We start from the raw sequence: 18,809 nt of genomic DNA, 5'->3' as shown, positions 1-18,809 counted from the left end.
GGGGGAGTGGGGGGAGCGCCATGGCGGTGGAGGAGAACGGCCTCGACGTCATCACCGAGGCCGAGCGCAAGGGGCGGCCCGCGCAGCTGTTCTGGCCGTGGTTCGGCTCCAACGTCTCCGTCCTGGGCCTGAGTTACGGCTCCTTCACGCTCGGGTTCGGGCTCTCCTTCTGGCAGGCGCTGGCCGCCGGTGCCGTCGGGATCGTCTTCTCCTTCCTGCTGTGCGGGCTGATCGCCGTGGCCGGGAAGCGCGGGTCGGCGCCGACGATGGTGCTCAGCCGGGCCGCGTTCGGCGTACGCGGCAACCGGCTGCCGTCCGCCGTCTCCTGGGTGCTGACCGTCGGCTGGGAGACGGTGCTGGTGACCTTGGCCACGCTGGCGACGGCCACGGTCTTCGACCGGCTGGGCTGGGGCGGCGGCACGGGGACGAAGGTGACGGCGCTGGTCGTCGTCTCCGCGCTCACCATGGTCGCGGGGATCTTCGGGTTCGACCTGATCATGCGGTTGCAGACCGCGATCACCGTGGTGACGGGAGTGCTGACCGTCGGCTACGTCGTCCTCGTCGCGGACGAGATCCGCTGGGACGCGGTCACCTCCGCGCCGGGCGGCTCCGTACAGCAGGTGCTCGGCGCGCTGGTGTTCCTGATGACCGGCTTCGGCCTCGGCTGGGTCAACGCGGCGGCCGACTACTCGCGCTATCTGCCGCGCCGCACCCGGGGAGCGGCCGTCGCAGGCTGGACCACGTTCGGCGCCTCGGCGGCGCCCGTCGCCCTGTTCGCCTTCGGGCTGCTGCTCGCCGGGTCCTCGCCCGGCCTGAACAAGGCCGTCGCCGACGACCCCATCGGCGCGCTGACGACGCTGCTGCCGCTGTGGTTCCTCGTGCCGTTCGCGGTGGTGGCGGTGCTCGGGCTGGTGGGCGGAGCCGTGCTCGACATCTACTCCTCGGGGCTGGCGCTGCTGGCCGCCGGACTCCGCGTCCCGCGCTACGCCGCCGCCGCGATCGACGGCGCCTTGATGACGGCGGGCACGGTCGCCCTCGTCTTCTTCGCCGACGACTTCCTCGGCACCTTCACCGGCTTCCTCACCACGCTCGGCGTGCCCATCGCCGCCTGGTGCGGCATCGTGCTGGCCGACCTCGCGCTGCGCTCCCGCCCCTACGACGACGCCGACCTCTTCCGCCCCGGCGGGCGCTACGGGGATGTCCGGTGGGCGCCGGTCGCGCTGCTGGCGGGCGCCACGGCGCTCGGCTGGGGCCTGGTCACCAACTCCGGCGCCGACTGGCTGTCCTGGCAGGGCTACCTGCTGGGCCCCCTCGGCCTCGGCGGCCGTACCGGCACCTGGGCCGGCGCCAACCTCGGCATCCTCGCCGCGCTCGCCCTCGGCTTCGCCGTGACGGCGCTGGGCCAGCGGGGACGCGTGCGCGCACAGGAGCGCACGCCGGTGGGGTCCGACGGCGTCGAGGGCTCAGCGGGACCTGACGACGCCGAGGGCTCCCCGTAGGACGTACGGCAGGATCGACGTACCCGGCACGAGCCGCGCGGTGCGCCGGAGCCGCGCCGACGAACGAACGGAGAGCCCCGACATGACACTGCGCTGCGCCGTCCTGGACGACTTCCAGTCCGTGGCGACCACGATGGCCGACTGGTCCCCGCTCGCGGGCGAGGTCGAGGTCGTCAGCTTCCCCGAGCACCCCGCCTCCGAGGGCGAACTCGCCGCGCTGCTCACGGGCTTCGACATCGCCGTGACGCTCAGGGAACGCCTCGCCTTTCCCGCCTCGCTCTTCGCCCGCCTGCCGAGGCTCAAGCTGCTGGTCGCCTCCGGCATGCGCAACACGGTGATCGACTACGCCGCCGCCGAGGCACACGGCGTGACCGTGTGCGGCACGGCCAGCACCCAGACCCCGCCGGTCGAGCTGACCTGGGCCCTGCTGCTGGGGCTGGCCCGGGGCCTCGTGACGGAGAGCCGCGCGCTGCGCGAGGGCGGCCCCTGGCAGAGCACCGTCGGCACCGACCTGAACGGCCGCCGCCTCGGCCTGCTCGGCCTCGGCAAGCTCGGCGGGCGCATGGCCCGCATCGCCCCCGCCTTCGGCATGGAGGTGCTGGCCTGGAGCCAGAACCTCACCCAGGAGCGCGCCGAGGAGGTCGGTGCCCGGCGTGCCGCCTCCCTCCAAGAGCTGCTGGAGACCGCCGACTTCGTCTCCGTCCACCTCGCCCTGAGCGACCGCACCCGCGGCCTGCTGGGCGTGGAGGAACTGGCCGCGATGAAGCCGACGGCGTACCTGGTCAACACCTCCCGCGCCGCCATCGTCGACCAGGACGCCCTCCTGACGGCACTGCGCGCGGGCACGATCGCGGGCGCGGCGGTCGACGTCTTCGACACCGAGCCCCTGCCCGCCGCCCACCCCTTCCGCACGGCCCCCAACCTCCTGGCCACCCCCCACCTCGGCTACGTCACCCAGGACAACTACCGCACGTACTACACCCAGGCGGTCGAGGCCATCCAGGCCTGGCGCCTGGGCTCCCCGGTCCGCCGCCTGCCGTGAGCCGGACTCGCCCTCGCCGACGCTCAGTTGAGGGGTGCCAGAGGTGCCATAGTCTCTGCCGTGTCATAAGTGCACGCCGTGTCCAAAGAGACGGGGAACCCCATGCCCGCTTACGTCATCGTCAACGCCGATGTGCACGACGAGGAGGCAGGGTTGGCCTATGCGCCCGTGGCCCAGCAGTCCATCCTCGGCCACGGTGGCCGCTACCTGGTCGCGGGCCCCACGCCCGAGCCCGTCGAAGGCGCCTGGGACTCCTCCCGGTTCCTCGTGATCGAGTTTCCCGACATGGACCGGATCCGGGAGTGGTACGACTCCCCCGAGTACCGGAGGGCCCGGGAGATACGCGAGGGCAAGGTCCCGGTGAGCATGCTGTTCGTCGAGGGCTCACCCCCCGAGGGCTTCGTCCTCCCGGACTAGGACGCTTCCTCCGGGTCATCCGAGCGCTGGTCCGTCCGCCCGGCGGAGCCCCTCGTCGCTCCACCTGTGTGCCCCGGCAAGCGTGGGCGCTCCGGGCCGGACCCTCATGGGCGCTCGCGGGTGGTGGGCCGAGGCCGACGGTGGCCCGGTGTGTGCCGACGCCCCCAGCCTCCCGGGCTTCATCGCTCGCGGCTTGCCCTGGCGGTACACCGTTCTCTCCCGCCCCGTGCGGCCGGGCGGCCACGCTGAACGGAGTCGGCCGGCCACCAGGAGGGGATCATGCGCGAGGCAGCCGCCGAGCACGGCAACCCGCGCGGCATCCCTCAGCCCGCCTGCGCGATCGGCCCGCTGCGCGAGGCCTTGGTCCAGCTCTGTCCACAGGCCCTGAGCCAGTTCGACCGGGAGGTGACCGTGGCGAAGGCCCGCGCCCGCGACCTCCTGTCCCCGGCGCCGATGCGGCAGGTACTGGGCCAGTGGGCCGAGCGCGTGGCCGCCGAGCGGTTGGGCATCGCGCGACGGATGGAGGACCTCGCCCGGCAGTCTGAGGCCACAGACACGGCGGAGACGGCGCTGGCCCTGGCAGCAGAGCTGTCCGCGCTCCAGCAGGCCGCGCAGAACGAGGCCGCCTCCGCGTGACCTGGCACTGGGAGTACACGCCCGACACCGCGGCGGTTACCACCGGGTGCCCGCCCACGTGATCGCTGCGGCCGAGCGCATCGCGCAGGACCTCGTCGAGCTGGCCGAGGTGGGCGTCGACGTCACGGACGTGGGTCACGGGCCCGACCACGGCGGCGCCGGCGGAGTACGCCGCATCGACCTGCCCACCGGCGGGTGGCTGCCCACACTGCCCCTGCCCCGGCTCGAACTCATCGCGATCACCCACATCACCCCGCCCCCGAGCACCTGTAGGGCCACCCCCTCCGTTGCCGGGCCCCCACCTCAGCAGGCGGCTCACTCCTGGGCGGGGGCCGGGGCCGTCTCGTAGGAGAGGGTCATCCTGGGTGGCAGGCACCACTCGCCGTAGAGGATCATGCCGTCCGCGTCGCTCCACCTGTGTGCCCCGGCAAGTGTGGGTGCTCCGGGCGGGATGCCGAGGTGATGGGCCTCGCGCTGGTCCGCCTCGCGCGCGTGCATGTCGTCCCGGGCGGACGTGGGAGTGCGCCCGACGGTTTCCAGGACTTTGGAGAGGAGGCCCCGCACTTTTCCGGGTGCGGTGCTCAACAGGTCCGGCACCTGGGCGGCGAAGTGTGCGGGAAACCAGTCGACGGCGAGCATGGAACGCGTCCTGCTGCGGCCGACCACGTACTCACGCCTGACCACTTGGTCGCCGTGGTCCAGGTCGAAGATCTCGGAGACGTACAGGGGCGGCACCACCAGCTCGGCTGCCGTGACCACGGCCGTCTCGCCTTCGGCCAGTATGCTCCCGGTCCGCCGCGCCAGCACGGCCCGTTCGGCCGGGGACAGGCTGACCGGGGCCTCATCGGCAACGAAGGACCCACGCGGCGAAGTCCGGACCACGCCTTCGACCACCAGCTGTCCGAGAGCCCGCTGCGCGGTCGCTCCAGCGCAACGATACGAAGCCGCCAACTCCTTGATGGTCGGGAGCTTGTCGCCCGGGACGAGCGTGCCGGCCAAGACCTGGTCCCGCAGTTCGGCCGCGATGCTCATGAACCGTTGTTCTGCCATGCCCGAACGGTAGCTCAGTGACCTAGTTCGCAAAAGGCTGATGGCGGAGACCTGGTTCGCCGACACGGCATGCGGTGCTGCCAAGGAGCGTGTGCCGTAACCTAGTTCACCACTATTGTGACCTAGTACACTCTGAGCCTCGCGTCCCCGCTGGAAGGAGTGCACCGTGACCATGGGCAAAGAGGCCAGGTACCAGGGCGACATGCGGCTGCTGCCGTGGGCGTCCGATACGGGGAAACCCTGCTATGTGCCGCTGACGGCGGAAGGCGGCCCCGTGTCGGCCATCGCGGATGCTGTCGAGGGTGAGCAAGTGGCCGACGCACAGGCGGTGTTGGCGGAAGCCGAGAGCATTCTGGCGAACCCCGCCGCCGGGGCCCTCGCGCTGCGGCTCGCGCTCGGCGCGGCCGTCCGCGTGCTCGGGGGCGTCATCCGGGTCGCGGAGAGCAGGGGGCAGCGGCTCGGGCTGCTCGACCCCGACGACGCGTAGCCGGTCTTCAGCCCGCCCGCTGGGGGCGGAGCGTCAGGGCCGGGCTCTCAGGGGCGCTCGCGGGGCACCCCGCACCGCGGGACGAAGTCGACGGTGGCCAGGAGCTCGTGGCGGCAGGCGTCGAGGTCGGGAGCTGTCCAGGACTCTCCGGGGCGCAGCCGGTGGAAGCGGAAGGTCGCGTTCGTGGCGTTCCGCGCGGCGGCGTCGTTCATCGTCAGCGACAGCATGAGGGCATCGTCCCAGCGGGGGCGCGCCCGCGACGGCGCACGGAAGAACACCGGTCGCGGGAACGTGAGTTCGGCGAAGTGTGCCTCAAGGGACGTGCTGTTTGAGATCATCGGCCGCGTGATCAGCCTCCCCCTCCTCCGCGGCCTGGCCCACGAACGCCTCCCCTCCGATCTCGCGGCGACCTTCTGTTCCCTGCTGGAGCCCCGGGGGCGGATCCTCTCGCCCGCCCGGCCCGGGGACGCCCACGTCGGTGTCCTGGGCGGGGAGCCGCATCTCCCCGGGACGGTGGACTGGCCGGTGTGGGAGGGCCACGGTCCACTGTCCTTCGTCGCCTCGCTCGACTGCGGTCCGCTGTCGGCCGGCGGGGGCGCGCTGCCCCTGCCCGCGGCCGGCACCCTGCTGTTCTTCTACTTCGACGGGCAGGTCGACGACCACGAGGCGTGGGTCCATCCCTCGGTGCCCGAATCCCGTCCCGGCACCCGTGTCCTGCACATTCCCGCCGGGTCCACGGTCCGTCCGCGCCCGACGCCGAGCCCCCTGAAGCCGTACCGGGCGGTGCTTCTGCGCGCCGACAGCGCCGTGGACATGCCGGAGCTGGAGGACCCCGACATCCACGAACCGCTCGGCCTGGAATACGAGACCGTCTCCGCCGACCCGGTGTACGCCGGCTTCCAGGAGGCCATGTGGGACCTGCGCCGTGCCCGCCATCAGGTGGGCGGTGATCCCCTCGGCATCCAGGGCGAGGTCGAATACGAGGTCGCCGACTTCTCCGAGGACTGGGACACGACGTCGTTCGACCCCGACAACCCCCACCTGGACGACGTTCTCAGCGAAGTGTCGCGGTGGCAGCTCCTCTTCCAGGTCGCCGGCGACGAGGACGCCGGCATGATGTGGGGCGACGCGGGTGCCCTCTACTGGCTGATCACCGCCGAGGACCTCGCCGCCCACCGCTTCGACCGGGCGCGCTTCACCTGGCAGTGCCACTGACCACCGGGCCTCGAAGAAGCACCGCTCGCGGTCCGCGACAACTCGCGGTCCGCGACAACTCGCGGTCCGCGACAAGGGGCCGCGGCCACGGTCGGCGACAGCATCCGGCCGTCGTCCCCGTGGGGGCGCCCCGGCCGCCCCCACGGTGAGCCCCGGAGGGCGCTCAGTCCGTCAGGACGCCGCGGAGCTGCGCCAGCCCCCAGTCCAGGTCCTCCTTGGAGATGACCAGCGGCGGAGCGATGCGGATCGTGGAGCCGTGGGTGTCCTTGACGAGGACGCCGCGGGCCATCAGGGACTCGGAGATCTCCCGGCCGGTGCCCAGCGACGGGTCGATGTCGACGCCCGCCCACAGGCCCCGGCCGCGCACCTCGCGCACCGCGCCGGACGGCAGCAGGCTCAGCTCGTGGCGGAGGTGGGTGCCCAGGTCGCGGGCGCGCTGCTGGTACTCACCGGTCTCCAGCATGTCGATGACCTCCAGCGCGACGGCGCAGGCCAGCGGGTTGCCGCCGAAGGTGGAGCCGTGCTCGCCGGGCCGGTAGACGCCGAGCACCTCGCGCGAGGAGACGATGGCCGACACCGGCACCACACCGCCGCCCAGCGCCTTGCCCAGCACATACATGTCGGGCACCACGCCCTCGTGCTCGCACGCGAAGGTCGCGCCGGTGCGGCCCAGGCCCGACTGGATCTCGTCGGCGATGAACAGCACCCCGCGCTCCCGGGTCAGCTCCCGCACCCCCGCCAGATAACCGGCCGGCGGCACCAGCACGCCCGCCTCGCCCTGGATCGGCTCCAGCAGCACCGCGACCGTGTCCTCGTCCACGGCCTCCGCCAGCGCCGCCAGGTCGCCGTACGGCACGATCTCGAAGCCGGGCGTGTACGGGCCGAAGTCGGCGCGGGCCTCCTCGTCGGTGGAGAAGCTGATGATCGTCGTCGTACGGCCGTGGAAGTTGCCGTCGGCGACGACGATCTTGGCGCGGCCGTCGGGAACGCCCTTGACCTGGTATCCCCACTTGCGGGCCGTCTTGACGGCGGTCTCCACCGCCTCGGCGCCCGTGTTCATCGGCAGGACCATCTCCATGCCGCACAGCGCCGCCAGCCGGGCGGCGAACTCGGCGAAGCGGTCGTGGTGGAAGGCCCGCGAGGTCAGCGTGACCCGGTCGAGCTGCGCCTTGGCGGCCTCGATCAGGCGCGGATTGCGGTGCCCGAAGTTCAACGCCGAGTAACCGGCCAGCATGTCGAGGTAACGGCGCCCCTCGGCGTCGGTCACCCACGCGCCCTCGGCGGAGGCGACGACGACGGGTAGCGGGTGGTAGTTGTGCGCGCTGTGCGCGTCGGCGGCGGCGATCAGTTCGGCCGAAGCGCGCGCGGCGCCTGCTGCGGGGGCGGTCGAGGTGGACATCACGGGGTCTCCGTTCCTCATGCGTAACGGCGTGCCTGCCCGGCTGGGGCCGCACCTTTCTATCGTCCGCCGTCCGTTGTACGCAGGAAATAAGGGCCGTGCGCAGGAAACAGGACCCGCCCGACACCCGTGCGGCAGCTCACCCGTATTCGGGTGACGGACGGCTGGGAGGACCTGAGAGAATAAGGCTCATGGCCAATGATCGTCCTCGCGTGCTGTCCGGGATCCAGCCCACCGCCGGTTCTTTCCACCTCGGCAACTACCTCGGCGCCGTGCGCCAGTGGGTGGCGCTCCAGGAGACCCACGACGCCTTCTACATGGTCGTCGACCTGCACGCGATCACGATCCCCAAGGACCCGGCCGAGCTGCGGGACAACTCCCGCCTGGCCGCGGCCCAACTGCTCGCCGCGGGCCTCGACCCCGAGCGCTGCACGGTCTTCCTCCAGAGCCATGTGCCCGAGCACACCCAGCTGAGCTGGGTCGTGGAGTGCCTCACCGGCTTCGGCGAGGCCGCGCGCATGACGCAGTTCAAGGACAAGTCGGCCAAGCAGGGCACCGACAACACCACGGTCGGCCTGTTCACCTACCCGGCGCTGATGGTCGCCGACATCCTGGTCTACCGGGCCCACCAGGTCCCCGTCGGCGAGGACCAGCGCCAGCACCTGGAGCTGACGCGGAACATCGCGGAGCGCTTCAACAGCCGCTACGGCGACACCTTCCCGGTCCCCGAGGCGTACATCCTCAAGGAGACCGCGAAGATCTTCGACCTCCAGGACCCGACGGTCAAGATGAGCAAGTCGGCCTCCGCGCCGAAGGGCATCATCGAGCTGCTCGACGAGCCGAAGACCACCGCCAAGAAGATCAAGAGCGCGGTCACCGACACGGACACCGTCATCCGCTTCGACGCCGAGAAGAAGCCCGGCGTCAGCAACCTGTTGACGATCTACGCCACACTCACCGGAACCGGAATCACGGAACTGGAAGAGAAGTACGCGGGCAAGGGCTACGGTGCGCTCAAGACCGATCTCGCCGAGATCGTCACCGACTGGGTAACACCTTTCCGCTCCCGGACGCAGGAGTATCTGGCCGACCCCGCGACCTTGGACACGATCCTGATCAAGGGTGCGGAGAAGGCCAGGACCCTCGCGTCCGAGACGCTGAAGACGGTCTACGACAAGGTGGGCTTCGTACCCGGCCCGCGCTGAGCGCACCAGGCACCACGCGCCACGCGGCGCACCGCGCGAAGGACACCGGGACGGCAGCCGGCAGGCGCGGGCAGACAGCAGGCAGGCACAGGAACAGCAGGCAGGCACAGGAAGGGAGAGCACATGGGCACGGGAGCGACCGTCACCCTCGGCGTATCGCTCGCCGTCCCGGAGCCGTACGGCACACTGCTCCAGGAACGGCGGGCCTCCTTCGGCGACACCGCCGCCCATGGCATCCCCACCCACATCACGCTGCTGCCCCCCACCGAGGTCGCCGCCGACGCGCGCCCCGCGATCGAGGCCCATCTGGCGCGGGTCGCGCTCGGCGGGCGCTCCTTCCCGGTGTGCCTGTCGGGCACCGGCACCTTCCGGCCGCTGTCACCCGTGGTGTTCGTGCAGGTCGCCGAGGGCGGCTCGGCCTGCTCCCGGCTCCAGGAGCGGGTGCGCGACCCCGAGGGGCCGCTGGTGCGCGAGCTGCACTTCCCGTACCACCCGCATGTGACGGTCGCCCACGGCATCTCCGAGCCCGCGATGGACCGGGCCTACGCCGAGCTGGCGGACTTCGAGTGCGCGTGGACCGCCTCGGGCTTCGCGCTCTACGAACAGGGCGAGGACGCGGTGTGGCGGCTCCAGCGGGAGTTCTCCTTCGCGGACGCCGACGGCGCGGCGGGCACCGCAGCCCCCGGCTCGGCTGCCCCCGGCTCCGCCGCCCCCGGCGCTGCCGTCCAGGGCTCCGCCGCCCCCGTCCCGCTCGCCGTCCCCGCCGCCTGCCGGCCCCCGGCCCAGCGCCGCCCCGTCTCCCGGCCGCCCGCCACGCTGTAGCGCCCTTCGCCGCCGGGGCCGCCTCCGCGCCGTAGGGTGCGCGAGGGGCTGGAAGCACGGTGTCGGGGCAGGTGGCATAGATGGAGAGACTGACCAGGCTGCCGTTCGTCGGGCCGTGGATCACATGGTTCTCGACCACCCGCCTCTGGCGGATCTACGAGCACCTCAGTGCCCGCAAGTGGTCGCGGCCGACCGCCGCGATCACCTTCTCCAGTTTTCTCGCGCTGTTCCCCATGATCGCCGTGGGCGCCGCCGTCGGGGCGACGCTGCTGACGAACGACCAGATGAAGAAGCTCCAGGACGAGCTGGTCGAGCAGGTCCCGGGCATCGCGGACCAGCTCAAGATCCAGTCACTCGTCGATCACGCCGGCACCGTCGGGGGCATCGCCGGTGCCGCGCTGCTGCTCACCGGCGCCAGCTGGGTGGGGACGCTGCGCGAGAGCCTGCGCCTGATGTGGGACCTGGAGGAGAACCCCGGCAACGTCTTCCTCCGGGGGGCCACCGACCTGTTCATCCTGCTCGGCCTGGGCCTCATCGGGCTGGTTTCCTTCGGCGGCTCGGCCTTCGCGACCACCGCCGTGACCTGGGTCGCCGAGCGGATGGGGCTCGACGAGGGCGGTGTGGGCACGGTGTTGCTGCGCATCGCGGGCTACGGGGCCGGCGTGGGCGCCGACTTCGTCATGCTCTGGTACGTGCTCACGCTCCTGCCGCGCGTACGGCCCCCCGTCCGCGCCGTCCTCGCCGCCTGCCTCCAGGGCGCCATCGGCTTCGAGTTGCTGAAGCTGCTGCTCGGCGGCTACCTCCAGGGGGTAGCCGCCAAGAACATCTACGGTGCCTTCGGTGTGCCCATCGCTCTGCTGTTGTGGATCAGCTTCATGTCCAGGCTGCTGCTCTACTGCGCCGCTTGGACCGCCACGGCCCCCGCACCTGGCGGGGATCCGGACGAGCAGCCGGTCAAGGAGCTCATCGACGGCGGCGACGAGCCAGATCCGGAAGCGGCCAGCGACGGTGCACCGCGTATGCCACCAGAGCCAGGAGCACCAGAGCGCCGGCGGTGATCCCGACCGCTACGCCGACGCCGCCGGAGGGCTTGTCGGAGTGGCCGGCGGCGTGGGCATCGGAGGCTCCGCCCGCCTGGCCCTTGCCGTGCGCGGCGCCCGCACCGCTGTCCGGGCTGCCGGGCGCCACCAGCTTGCCGACCGGCTTGACCTTCCCGTCCGCCGCGAAGCCCCAGTCCAGGAGCTTGGCCGTCTCCTTGTAGACGCCGTGCGGCTCGGTCGCCTCCGGGTGCATGACGGTGACGAGCAGGACGCGGTTGCCGCGCTGGGCCACGCCCGTGAAGGTGTTGCCCGCGTTGGTCGTCGAGCCGTTCTTGACCCCGGCGATGCCCGGGTAGGGCTCGATGCCGACGTCGCCGGTCAGCAGGCGGTTGGTGTTCTGGATCTGGAAGCTCTCGCGTTTGCCGCCCTTCTTGCCCTTCTTCTTCTCGGTCGCGCCCGGGAACTTCGCGGAGGCCGTGGAGGCGTACCGGCGGAAGTCGGCGTTCTGCATCCCGGAGCGGGCGAAGAGCGAGAGGTCGTAGGCGGAGGAGACCTGGCCCTTGTGGTCGTAGCCGTCGGGGCTGACCACCTGGGTGTCGTTGGCGCGCATACCGCGGGCGTGCTCGTTCATCTCCGACACCGTCTTGGGCTTGCCGCCGTTCATGGCCGCCAGCACGTGGACCGCGTCGTTGCCCGAGCGCAGGAAGACGCCGAGCCACAGGTCGCGCACGGAGTACGACTCGCCCTCCTTGACCCCGACCAGGCTGCTGCCCTCGCCCATGCCCGCCATGTCGGAGGTGCGGACCTTGTGGGTGCGGGTCTTGGGCAGTTTGGGCAGGACCGTGTCCGCGAAGAGCATCTTCAGCGTGCTGGCCGGAGGCAGCCGCCAGTGCGCGTTGTGCGAGGCCAGAACGTCGCCTGACTCCGCGTCGGAGACGATCCAGGAGCGCGCCGACAGCTTCGGGGGCAGCTTGGGCGCCCCCGCTTTCGGCGTGACCTGTGTACCGGGGCGGCCGAGCTGTGCTCCGCCGACCGTGGACATCTGAGCGGGCGGCCGGGGCTGCTTGCCCTTGCCGCTGGGGTTCTTGTCGTCGGCCTGCGCGCCGGAGGCGCCCAGCAGCGAGAGCGTGAGGGAGGCGCAGGCGAGTCCGGCAAGAGTGCGGGCCCGGCGCGGGACCCGGAACCAGTCTGAATAATGCGAAGAATTGGGCACCCTGCGAACGTACAGGCCCATCGTCGGGATGTGGACCTGGAGTCCCTCCACTTGGGCCCTTCACAGGGCCTGTCGGGGGAAACGTTTGCTCCCTACCGGGGAACGGCCCCTCCGCCGTCCGGGCCACCTTTTCGTCACCCTCACACCCGGAAGCCCCGCCTCCTGTCCGGCGAAAGGCCCGGACCATACTGAAGGCATGCACGACACCGCTGAGGACCCCGCAGAGGCCACCCCTGACACCGCGTCCCGCCGCCCCAAGGGCCTGGTGCTTTCGCGGCCCCTGTCCTGGTTCCTCCTGGCTTTCGGGGTCTGGTCCTGGTTCGTCTGGATCACGTTTGTCAAAAACTTGTGGAAGGACAGCAGCGGGCTGGCGTTCGACGATGCCGGTGACCCGACGGGTTACTTTTGGATCCATCTGCTGCTGGCCATCACCTCGTTCCTCCTGGGAACGGCGATCGGCCTGATCGGCGTCAGGGGGCTGCGGGCGGCCCGGGGGAACTGACCGCCGGCCGACGGGAACGAGGGGGAGGAACCGCTCCATGGGAGCTGTGCTGTTCGTAGTGATCGCGGTGGTCGCGATCAGTGTGCTGGCGGGGTCGCACCTGTACATGTGGCGGCGCTTCGTGCGCGATGTGTCCCGGCCCGGGAGCCGGTGGCGGCGCCTGGGGACGGTGCTCGCCGTGCTGTTGCCCGTCACCACCTTCGCGAACCTGATCCTCAGCCGCTCCGAGGCGCCCTTCGCTCTCAAGCAGGCGCTGGCCTGGCCCGGGTTCCTGTGGCTGGCCTGCGTCCTCTACCTGACGCTGGCCCTGCTGGCGGGCGAGCTGATCCGCTTCGTGACCCGGCGCACGGCCTGGGGGCGCGAGCGGGCGGCGGCCACGTCCAAGACCGCGTCCGAGGCCGCGTCCGAGGCGGGCCCGGAGCCGGGGACGGGGACCGGCGCAGGGCCGGAGACCGAAGCGGGGTCGGAGATCGAGGCAGCGGCAGAGGCCGCCCTTGCCTCCTCCATACCGGCCGGCGAGACCGCCGCCCTGGCCACCGAGGCGGCCCCGGCAGCGGGGGAGGCCGCCACGGGCGGTGGCGGCGGTGCCGTCACAGCGGAGGCGCCCCCCGCCCCGGCGCCCGCGCCCGCGCCAGCCCCCGCACCGTCGTCCGCCCGCACCACCCCGCTCTCCCGGCCCGTGCCCACCCGCCGGGTGTTCCTCGCGCGCACCCTGGCCGTCACGGCCGGGGCCGCCGGGCTGGGCACCACCGCCGCCGGGGCCTACAGCGTGCTGAACGGGCCCACCCTCAAGAACGTCACCGTGCCGCTGGCCAAGCTGGGCCGCCGTACCCACGGGTACCGGATCGCGGTCGTCAGCGACATCCACCTCGGCCCCGTCCTCGGCAAGGCCCACACCCAGCGCATCGTGGACACCATCAACAGTGCCCAGCCCGACCTGGTCACCATCGTCGGCGACATGGTCGACGGCAGCGTCGCCGACCTGGGCCCGGCCGCCGAGCCGCTGCGGAAGCTGCGCTCCCGCCACGGCTCGTTCTTCGTCACCGGCAACCACGAGTACTTCGGGGACGCGCACGAGTGGGTCGAGCACCTGCGCGAGCTGAACGTGCACCCGCTGGAGAACGCGCGCCGCGAGCTGCCCGGCTTCGACCTCGCCGGGGTCAACGACCTCGCGGGCGAGGACCAGGGCGAGGGCCCCGACTACCGCAAGGCGCTCGGCGACCGCGACACCTCCCGGGCCGCCGTGCTGATGGCGCATCAGCCCGTGATGATCCACGAGGCCGTCGACCACGACGTCGACCTCCAGCTCTCCGGTCACACCCACGGCGGCCAGCTGTGGCCGGGCCCCTACCTCGCCGGGCTGGCCAACCCGACCGTCGCGGGGCTGGAGAAGTACGGCGACACCCAGCTCTACGTCACCCGGGGCGCGGGCGCCTGGGGCCCGCCGGTGCGCGTGGGGGCCGAGTCCGACGTCACCCTCGTCCACCTGGCCAGCAAGCAGAGCTGAGTCGCTGCCGCGCCGCCTGGCAGCGGGCCTACAGCCTGTCGGGCGGAGCTTTCTGTTGCCCTCTTTCCTGGTGCCGAGCGGCGGGGGCTGCCCCTGGGTGTGCTGTGCGGGGTGCGGGTGGGTTCTGGGCTGGTCGCGCCCACGCGGCGGAGCCGCATGGATGACTCAGCATCGCGCCCCTTCGGGGCCCGGGTGCGGGGCGGCCGGGAGGGCGATGGTCACCGTCAGGCCGGCGCCGTGCGCTGTCGTCACCGGCGGCGAAAGCCCCCGGGCTCCGCGGTGTGACGTGCGGGACCCGGGGGCGGCTCTGGCTGTGACCAGACGGGCGGCCTCAGTCCAGGTAGGTGTTGTACTGCTCGACGTCACCGGGCTTGAGCTGCATCTTCGGGTCGGTCTTGATGCTGGAGAGCTCCGTGCCCAGGATGCGTCCGGTGTGCTCGTCGAGGATGATCGTCCATCGCACCGTCCCCTTGAAGTCCACGCCGTACGCCTGGCCTTGGCGCCCCGCACGGTCCTTGACGGGACCGAGGGCACGCAGGCCGGACCGCTTGGCGAGCAGGCCGTCGATCGCGGCCGTCTGGGCGGGGCCGGGCGTCCACTCGCGCAGCAGCGCCTCCACGGAGTCCATCGTCCAGTACGCGCTGCCGCGGGTGTCGGGGCTCTCCTTCGCCAGGTAGTCGTCGAGGCCGCCGACGGTGGTCGGCGGCGTGTTCCGGAAGTCGGCGAACTTCTCCCACGACCCTGCGGGCAGGTGCTTGCGGTGGACGACCCGGCCGTCCTTGATGTCCTGCGCCTCACCGCTGCCGTCGGCGTTGTAGCGGGCGCGGGTCTCGACCACCGGCATCTGCTTCGGCTTGTGCTTGCCGTCGTCCCACATCCCCAGTGCCCACTCCCGGCGGTGGGTTCCGCGGTGCGCGGCGCCGGGGGAGTCGGCGAGGGCGGCGGCCCGCTTCGCGACGGTGGCGAGCGGCACGGTGGCCCGGGAGCTCTCCACCTTGAGCGGGGCGGGCGCGGCGACGGCCGTCTGGCCGCTGCTGCCGGTGACGGCGAGCCCCGTCATGGTCGCCGCGACGACGGCGGCAGCCGCCCCGAGTGACATCGACCGGCCGGGCGTCAGCCAGCCGAAGGCCGGGGAGCGGCGGGCGGCGGAGCGGGACTTGGCGGACTTCGTGGACTTCGCGGCGTCGGATGTGGCGGCCGTGTCGTTGATCTCGTTCATCAGGTGTGCTTCGAGCTCCGCGTGACGGGTGGACGAGAGCCGGGGGGCGGCGGGCGGCGGGACCATCTCACGCAGTGCGGCGAGCTCGGTGCGGTCGCGGGCCTCCTGCCGCTCCCGGGTCTCCTCCTCGTGGGCGGGGTCCGCCGGACGGGAGGACGGGGTGGCGGCGCCGGAACGGTTCCGGAACAGGGCGTTCATGCGGGGTTCTCCTGGGTGGTTCGAGCCGGAATGCGGTCTACGCGCTGTATCTGTCCGCTGCCTCCGGGGAGTTCCCGACCGGGTGCGCGCTGTGTGTCGTCGCGCCGGGTGGCCGGGTGCCCCACGGAGTCGCGCAGCTTGGCGCGGGCGCGGGACAGCCGGGAGCGCACGGTGCCGACGGGTATGCCCAGGGCCTCGGCGGCGGACGCGTAGTCCAGCCCACCCCAGACGCACAGGGTGAACACCTCGCGCTCGGCGCGCCGCAGCCCCTCCAGCGCCGCCATGGCCGCCGCCAGCTGTTCGGCGTCCGCCAACCGCCCGGCTACCTCGTCGGCGAAGTTCGGGACGATGTCCGAGCGTGGCATCCGGGCCAGGGCCTTTCGGTGCCGCCGGGCCGAACGTGCCGTGTTGCGCAGGACATTGGTGGCGATGCCCAGCAGCCACGGGCGCAGACTGCCGGTCTCCTCCGGGCGCAGCCGCTCGCGCGAGCACCACGCCTCCAGGTAGGTGAGGGAGACGATGTCCTCGGCCGTGGCCCAGTTGCCCGTGGACCACAGAGCATGGCGGTACACGGCGTCCGCGTGCTCCCGGAACGCCTCGGCGAGCGCGGCCGGGTCACCTTCGCGGAGACGGGAGTGGGTTGAATCAGTCACGTGGAGTATTGTCCGACCGGCCCGGCGGGTTCCTGTGACGTGCGCCACGGTTCCTGGGTGGAGGCGCGCTGAAACTGGACTCGAACCGAACTTTCGATGCAGGCCCTAGCCGGCCAGGTGGGCCACCGGCGGGGGGTGCCGGGACGCGGCCGGGAGGGCGATGGTCACCGTCAGGCCGGCGCCGGGCGCTGTCGTCACGGTGACGGTGCCGTGCTGGGCCTCCACGCCCGCCTTGACCACCGACATGCCCAGCCCGCTGCCCTCCGTCCCGGCGGCGCCCGTGCGGAAGAACCGGTCGAAGACCCGCTCGGCGTCCTCGGGGGACATCCCCGGCCCGTCGTCGCCGACCCGCAGCACACACACCTGGTGACAGCTCTCCGCGCCGCCCTCCTCCCCGTCGACCGCCTCGCCACCGCTCGCCTCGGTGGTGACCTCGACCCGCACCGCGGCCGAAGGGGGCGTGTGGACGCGGACGTTGGCCACCAGGTTGCCGACGACCTGCCGCAGCGTCGCCTCGTCCGCGAGCGCCACACACGGCTCGGCGGGAAGCTCCAGCGCCACCGGGCGCTCCGGCTGCTGCAACGTCAGGTCCGCGAGGGCCTCCTCCGCGAGCCGACCCACATCCACCGGCACCGGCCGCAGCTCGGGCCGCTGATCCAGCCTGGCCAGCGCCAGCAGCTCGTCCACCAGCCGTGCCATCCGCTCCGTCTCGCCCGTCATCCGGGCCAGGGCACGCGCCCGCTCCTCCCCGTCGGAGAGCATGCCCCGCTCGTAGAGCTGGAGGTAGCCGCGGATCGCCGAGAGCGGGGTGCGCAGCTCGTGGGAGGCGTCCGCGACGAAGCGGCGCAGGTGCGCCGCCGCGTGCTCGCGCGTGAGGAAGGCGGCCTCGACCTGGTGCAGCATCGCGTTGAGCGCCAGCCGCAGCCGCTCGACCTCTTGCACCTGGTGGTGCCGGTGCTTCTCCCGGGAGGCCACCCGCCGCGACAGGTCCAGCCGCCCCGGCCCGCCGTCCTCCCCGGGCCCGCTGCCCTCGGCGATGGCGGAGGCGGCCTCCACCATGTCCTCCATGGGGCGCAGCCGCCGCCGCGAGCCGATGAACATCGCGGTGCCCAGCACCGCCATCAGCGCGACGCCGACGACGAGTTCGAGCCGGATGACCTTGTGCATGATCTCCCCGGCGGCGCCCACCTCCGTCGCCATCACCACCAGCTGCCCGTCCGAGAGCCGGACGGCGGTGGCGCGGTAGGGGGTGCCGTGCACGGCATCGACGTCCACCGGCTCCCCGCCCTCGGCCTGCCGGGCGGGGCGGGGCACGGCCTCGGCCAGCGCGCGCTGGGCCCCGCTGGGCGTCTGGCCGAACAGCTCCTGCGGGCGTCCCCGGGCGTCGACGGGCACGAAGACGTTGCTGCTGTGGTTGGCGGCCCGGGCGGCGTCCGAGTTGAGCATCCGGTCCATGCCGGTGAAGCGGGCCAGCGCCGAGATGTCCCGCATGGTGACCCCGGAGCGCTCCAGGCCCTGCTTGCTGGAGGCCAGCCGGCTGTCGACGGAGGAGACGAGATAGTGCTTGACGCCCATCAGGCTGATGCAGGTGGCGACGACGAGGCCGACGGCCAGCATGGCGATGCTGTTGAGCGTCATCTTGGCGCGCAGCGAGGCGGGCCGCCGCAGGACCGGGAACCTCACGCCGGGCCTTCCGGCGCGGGCCCCGGCCCCGGCTCCGGATGCGGCTCCCGCTCCCGTTGCGGCTCCGGTGGGGACTGCGGCTCCGGCGGGCGCAGGCCGTAGCCCACGCCGCGCCGGGTGCGGATCAGCGGCGGCCCGAGCCGGGCCAGCTTCCGGCGCAGATAGCTGATGTAGGTCTCCACGACGGTGGACTCCACCGGGTGCTCGTAGCGCCACACCTGCTTCAGGAGCTGCTCCTTGGGCACGATCCGGTCCCCGTGCCGCACCAGATGGCGCAGCAGCGCGAACTCCGTCGGCGTCAGGTCCGCGTCGCGCCCGCCGCGCCGCACGGTGTACGTCGCCTCGTCCAGCTCCAGATCGCCGTAGCGCAGCACCGGCGGGCGCGGCGCTGGTGGCGCTCCGCCCGCATCGGCCGCGGAGCCGCGCGCGGTACGCCGCAGTACGGCACGCAATCTGGCCACGACCTCGTCCACGTTGAACGGCTTGGTGATGTAGTCGTCGCCGCCCAGCGTGAGCCCCTGGACGACCTCGGCCGGGGCGTCCTTCGCGGTCAGGAACACCACGGCCAGATCGCCCCGTTCGGCCCGCAGTACCCGGCACACCTGCCGCCCGTCGCCGTCGGGCAGGGCTATGTCCAGCAACACCGCGTCCGGGCGCTCCTCGCGGGCCGCCGTCACGGCCGCCTGGGCTCCCGAGGCGGTCACCACCTCGAAGCCGTGGAAGCGCAGGGTGATCGCCAGGACGTCGGCGATGGACGGCTCGTCCTCGACGACCAGGACCCGGGCGGCCTTGGGCGCGGAGTCGGCGGCCGGTACGTGGCCGGCCGGTACGTGGCCGGCCGGTGCGTAGGCGGGCGGGTGGAGAGGCTGGCGCGTCATGACACCAGTATCCGCGCCGGATCGGAGGATTCCCGGGGGAAGGCTGGGAGCTTCCTGAGAGTCGGCGGGGGAGCACCTGAGAGTCCGCCTCCGAGGCGCCCGCCGCGTGACCAACCCGCGAACGCTGGACCCCGTCCGGGAAAG

Annotated in this window: 19 protein-coding genes; 11 read left to right on the top strand and 8 right to left on the bottom strand. The window is 72.4% G+C overall.

The genetic code is table 11. The features are described from left to right. The first annotated feature begins 20 nt into the window (after positions 1–20). The 4 genes from OHB04_RS16460 to OHB04_RS16445 all read left to right on the top strand — a co-directional run bounded on the left by OHB04_RS16460 (position 21) and on the right by OHB04_RS16445 (position 3,594). On the top strand, positions 21–1,499 hold the full coding sequence (locus tag OHB04_RS16460; protein WP_326688446.1) for a purine-cytosine permease family protein: 1,479 nt from the start codon (positions 21–23) through the stop codon (positions 1,497–1,499). Between the two features lie 82 nt (positions 1,500–1,581). Beyond that, positions 1,582–2,541 carry a D-2-hydroxyacid dehydrogenase family protein gene (locus OHB04_RS16455; protein ID WP_326807707.1) on the top strand — a complete coding sequence of 320 codons (960 nt, stop codon included), beginning with the start codon at positions 1,582–1,584 and terminating at the stop codon, positions 2,539–2,541. A gap of 102 nt (positions 2,542–2,643) precedes the next feature. Continuing rightward, a complete protein-coding gene (locus OHB04_RS16450) occupies positions 2,644–2,958 on the top strand; it encodes a DUF1330 domain-containing protein (protein ID WP_326688444.1) in 315 nt (104 codons plus the stop codon). Positions 2,959–3,237: 279 nt separating this feature from the next. Then, entirely contained in the window at positions 3,238–3,594 is a 357-nt protein-coding gene (locus tag OHB04_RS16445; protein ID WP_326688443.1) for a hypothetical protein, read from the top strand. Between the two features lie 315 nt (positions 3,595–3,909). Here OHB04_RS16445 and OHB04_RS16440 read toward each other — a convergent pair whose 3' ends face one another. After that, a complete protein-coding gene (locus tag OHB04_RS16440; RefSeq protein ID WP_326688442.1) occupies positions 3,910–4,644 on the bottom strand; it encodes a GntR family transcriptional regulator in 735 nt (244 codons plus the stop codon). Between the two features lie 172 nt (positions 4,645–4,816). Here OHB04_RS16440 and OHB04_RS16435 point away from each other — a divergent pair, with 172 nt between their 5' ends. After that, positions 4,817–5,131, top strand: a complete 315-nt coding sequence (locus tag OHB04_RS16435; protein WP_326692770.1) for a hypothetical protein — start codon at positions 4,817–4,819, stop codon at positions 5,129–5,131. 47 nt (positions 5,132–5,178) lie between these two features. Here OHB04_RS16435 and OHB04_RS16430 read toward each other — a convergent pair whose 3' ends face one another. Continuing rightward, the gene (locus OHB04_RS16430) at positions 5,179–5,469 is read right to left on the bottom strand and encodes a hypothetical protein (protein WP_326688441.1); all 291 of its coding nucleotides are present in this window, start codon (positions 5,467–5,469) and stop codon (positions 5,179–5,181) included. Between the two features lie 7 nt (positions 5,470–5,476). Between OHB04_RS16430 and OHB04_RS16425 the strand changes: the two genes are divergently transcribed. Further along, positions 5,477–6,346, top strand: a complete 870-nt coding sequence (locus OHB04_RS16425) for a YwqG family protein (protein ID WP_326807706.1) — start codon at positions 5,477–5,479, stop codon at positions 6,344–6,346. Between the two features lie 163 nt (positions 6,347–6,509). Here OHB04_RS16425 and rocD read toward each other — a convergent pair whose 3' ends face one another. Next, a complete protein-coding gene (gene rocD / locus OHB04_RS16420) occupies positions 6,510–7,745 on the bottom strand; it encodes an ornithine--oxo-acid transaminase (protein WP_326688439.1) in 1,236 nt (411 codons plus the stop codon). 191 nt (positions 7,746–7,936) lie between these two features. On the opposite strand from rocD, the gene trpS reads away from it, so the two are divergent. The 3 genes from trpS (at position 7,937) to OHB04_RS16405 (ending at position 10,830) form a co-directional block, all read left to right on the top strand. Further along, on the top strand, positions 7,937–8,950 hold the full coding sequence (gene trpS, locus OHB04_RS16415; RefSeq protein ID WP_326688438.1) for a tryptophan--tRNA ligase: 1,014 nt from the start codon (positions 7,937–7,939) through the stop codon (positions 8,948–8,950). Between the two features lie 123 nt (positions 8,951–9,073). Further along, on the top strand, positions 9,074–9,772 hold the full coding sequence (locus OHB04_RS16410; RefSeq protein ID WP_326688437.1) for a 2'-5' RNA ligase family protein: 699 nt from the start codon (positions 9,074–9,076) through the stop codon (positions 9,770–9,772). A gap of 80 nt (positions 9,773–9,852) precedes the next feature. Next, a complete protein-coding gene (locus OHB04_RS16405) occupies positions 9,853–10,830 on the top strand; it encodes a YihY/virulence factor BrkB family protein (RefSeq protein WP_326807705.1) in 978 nt (325 codons plus the stop codon). On the opposite strand, the gene OHB04_RS16400 is transcribed toward OHB04_RS16405, so the two are convergent. Beyond that, entirely contained in the window at positions 10,736–12,025 is a 1,290-nt protein-coding gene (locus OHB04_RS16400) for a D-alanyl-D-alanine carboxypeptidase family protein (protein WP_326688435.1), read from the bottom strand. The two genes, OHB04_RS16405 and OHB04_RS16400, sit on opposite strands and share 95 nt — an antisense overlap. A 262-nt stretch (positions 12,026–12,287) precedes the next feature. On the opposite strand from OHB04_RS16400, the gene OHB04_RS16395 reads away from it, so the two are divergent. Beyond that, positions 12,288–12,527, top strand: a complete 240-nt coding sequence (locus OHB04_RS16395) for an SCO4848 family membrane protein (RefSeq protein WP_326692769.1) — start codon at positions 12,288–12,290, stop codon at positions 12,525–12,527. Between the two features lie 37 nt (positions 12,528–12,564). After that, positions 12,565–14,034, top strand: coding sequence for a metallophosphoesterase (locus OHB04_RS16390; RefSeq protein ID WP_326688434.1), 1,470 nt, complete (start codon positions 12,565–12,567; stop codon positions 14,032–14,034). Between the two features lie 331 nt (positions 14,035–14,365). Here the strand turns inward: OHB04_RS16390 and OHB04_RS16385 are convergent, their stop codons facing one another. The 4 genes from OHB04_RS16385 to OHB04_RS16370 form a co-directional block, all read right to left on the bottom strand. Next, positions 14,366–15,451, bottom strand: coding sequence for a CU044_5270 family protein (locus OHB04_RS16385; protein ID WP_326807704.1), 1,086 nt, complete (start codon positions 15,449–15,451; stop codon positions 14,366–14,368). Next, the gene (locus tag OHB04_RS16380) at positions 15,448–16,104 is read right to left on the bottom strand and encodes an RNA polymerase sigma factor (protein WP_326688432.1); all 657 of its coding nucleotides are present in this window, start codon (positions 16,102–16,104) and stop codon (positions 15,448–15,450) included. The genes OHB04_RS16385 and OHB04_RS16380 overlap by 4 nt, the downstream gene beginning before the upstream one ends. Before the next feature lie 105 nt (positions 16,105–16,209). Then, entirely contained in the window at positions 16,210–17,787 is a 1,578-nt protein-coding gene (locus OHB04_RS16375; protein WP_326688431.1) for a sensor histidine kinase, read from the bottom strand. Continuing rightward, positions 17,784–18,665, bottom strand: a complete 882-nt coding sequence (locus OHB04_RS16370) for a response regulator transcription factor (RefSeq protein WP_326688430.1) — start codon at positions 18,663–18,665, stop codon at positions 17,784–17,786. Before OHB04_RS16370 ends, OHB04_RS16375 begins: the two co-directional genes overlap by 4 nt. Positions 18,666–18,809: the final 144 nt, after the last annotated feature.

The sequence above is a fragment of the Streptomyces sp. NBC_01775 genome (genome assembly GCF_035917675.1).
In the GTDB taxonomy this organism is placed as follows: domain Bacteria; phylum Actinomycetota; class Actinomycetes; order Streptomycetales; family Streptomycetaceae; genus Streptomyces.
This window is presented reverse-complemented; position numbering and strand designations above follow the sequence as displayed.

Excerpts from the sequence above, each read along its gene's own strand:
- OHB04_RS16385 (WP_326807704.1), bottom strand. The coding sequence starts at position 15,451 with ATGAACGCCCTGTTCCGGAACCGTTCCGGCGCCGCCACCCCGTCCTCC.
- OHB04_RS16450 (WP_326688444.1), top strand. The coding sequence starts at position 2,644 with ATGCCCGCTTACGTCATCGTCAACGCCGATGTGCACGACGAGGAGGCA.
- OHB04_RS16370 (WP_326688430.1), bottom strand. The coding sequence starts at position 18,665 with ATGACGCGCCAGCCTCTCCACCCGCCCGCCTACGCACCGGCCGGCCAC.
- OHB04_RS16430 (WP_326688441.1), bottom strand. The coding sequence starts at position 5,469 with ATGATCTCAAACAGCACGTCCCTTGAGGCACACTTCGCCGAACTCACG.
- OHB04_RS16410 (WP_326688437.1), top strand. The coding sequence starts at position 9,074 with ATGGGCACGGGAGCGACCGTCACCCTCGGCGTATCGCTCGCCGTCCCG.
- OHB04_RS16445 (WP_326688443.1), top strand. The coding sequence starts at position 3,238 with ATGCGCGAGGCAGCCGCCGAGCACGGCAACCCGCGCGGCATCCCTCAG.
- OHB04_RS16455 (WP_326807707.1), top strand. The coding sequence starts at position 1,582 with ATGACACTGCGCTGCGCCGTCCTGGACGACTTCCAGTCCGTGGCGACC.
- trpS (WP_326688438.1), top strand. The coding sequence starts at position 7,937 with ATGGCCAATGATCGTCCTCGCGTGCTGTCCGGGATCCAGCCCACCGCC.
- OHB04_RS16390 (WP_326688434.1), top strand. The coding sequence starts at position 12,565 with ATGGGAGCTGTGCTGTTCGTAGTGATCGCGGTGGTCGCGATCAGTGTG.
- OHB04_RS16460 (WP_326688446.1), top strand. The coding sequence starts at position 21 with ATGGCGGTGGAGGAGAACGGCCTCGACGTCATCACCGAGGCCGAGCGC.
- OHB04_RS16405 (WP_326807705.1), top strand. The coding sequence starts at position 9,853 with ATGGAGAGACTGACCAGGCTGCCGTTCGTCGGGCCGTGGATCACATGG.
- OHB04_RS16435 (WP_326692770.1), top strand. The coding sequence starts at position 4,817 with ATGGGCAAAGAGGCCAGGTACCAGGGCGACATGCGGCTGCTGCCGTGG.
- OHB04_RS16440 (WP_326688442.1), bottom strand. The coding sequence starts at position 4,644 with ATGGCAGAACAACGGTTCATGAGCATCGCGGCCGAACTGCGGGACCAG.
- rocD (WP_326688439.1), bottom strand. The coding sequence starts at position 7,745 with ATGTCCACCTCGACCGCCCCCGCAGCAGGCGCCGCGCGCGCTTCGGCC.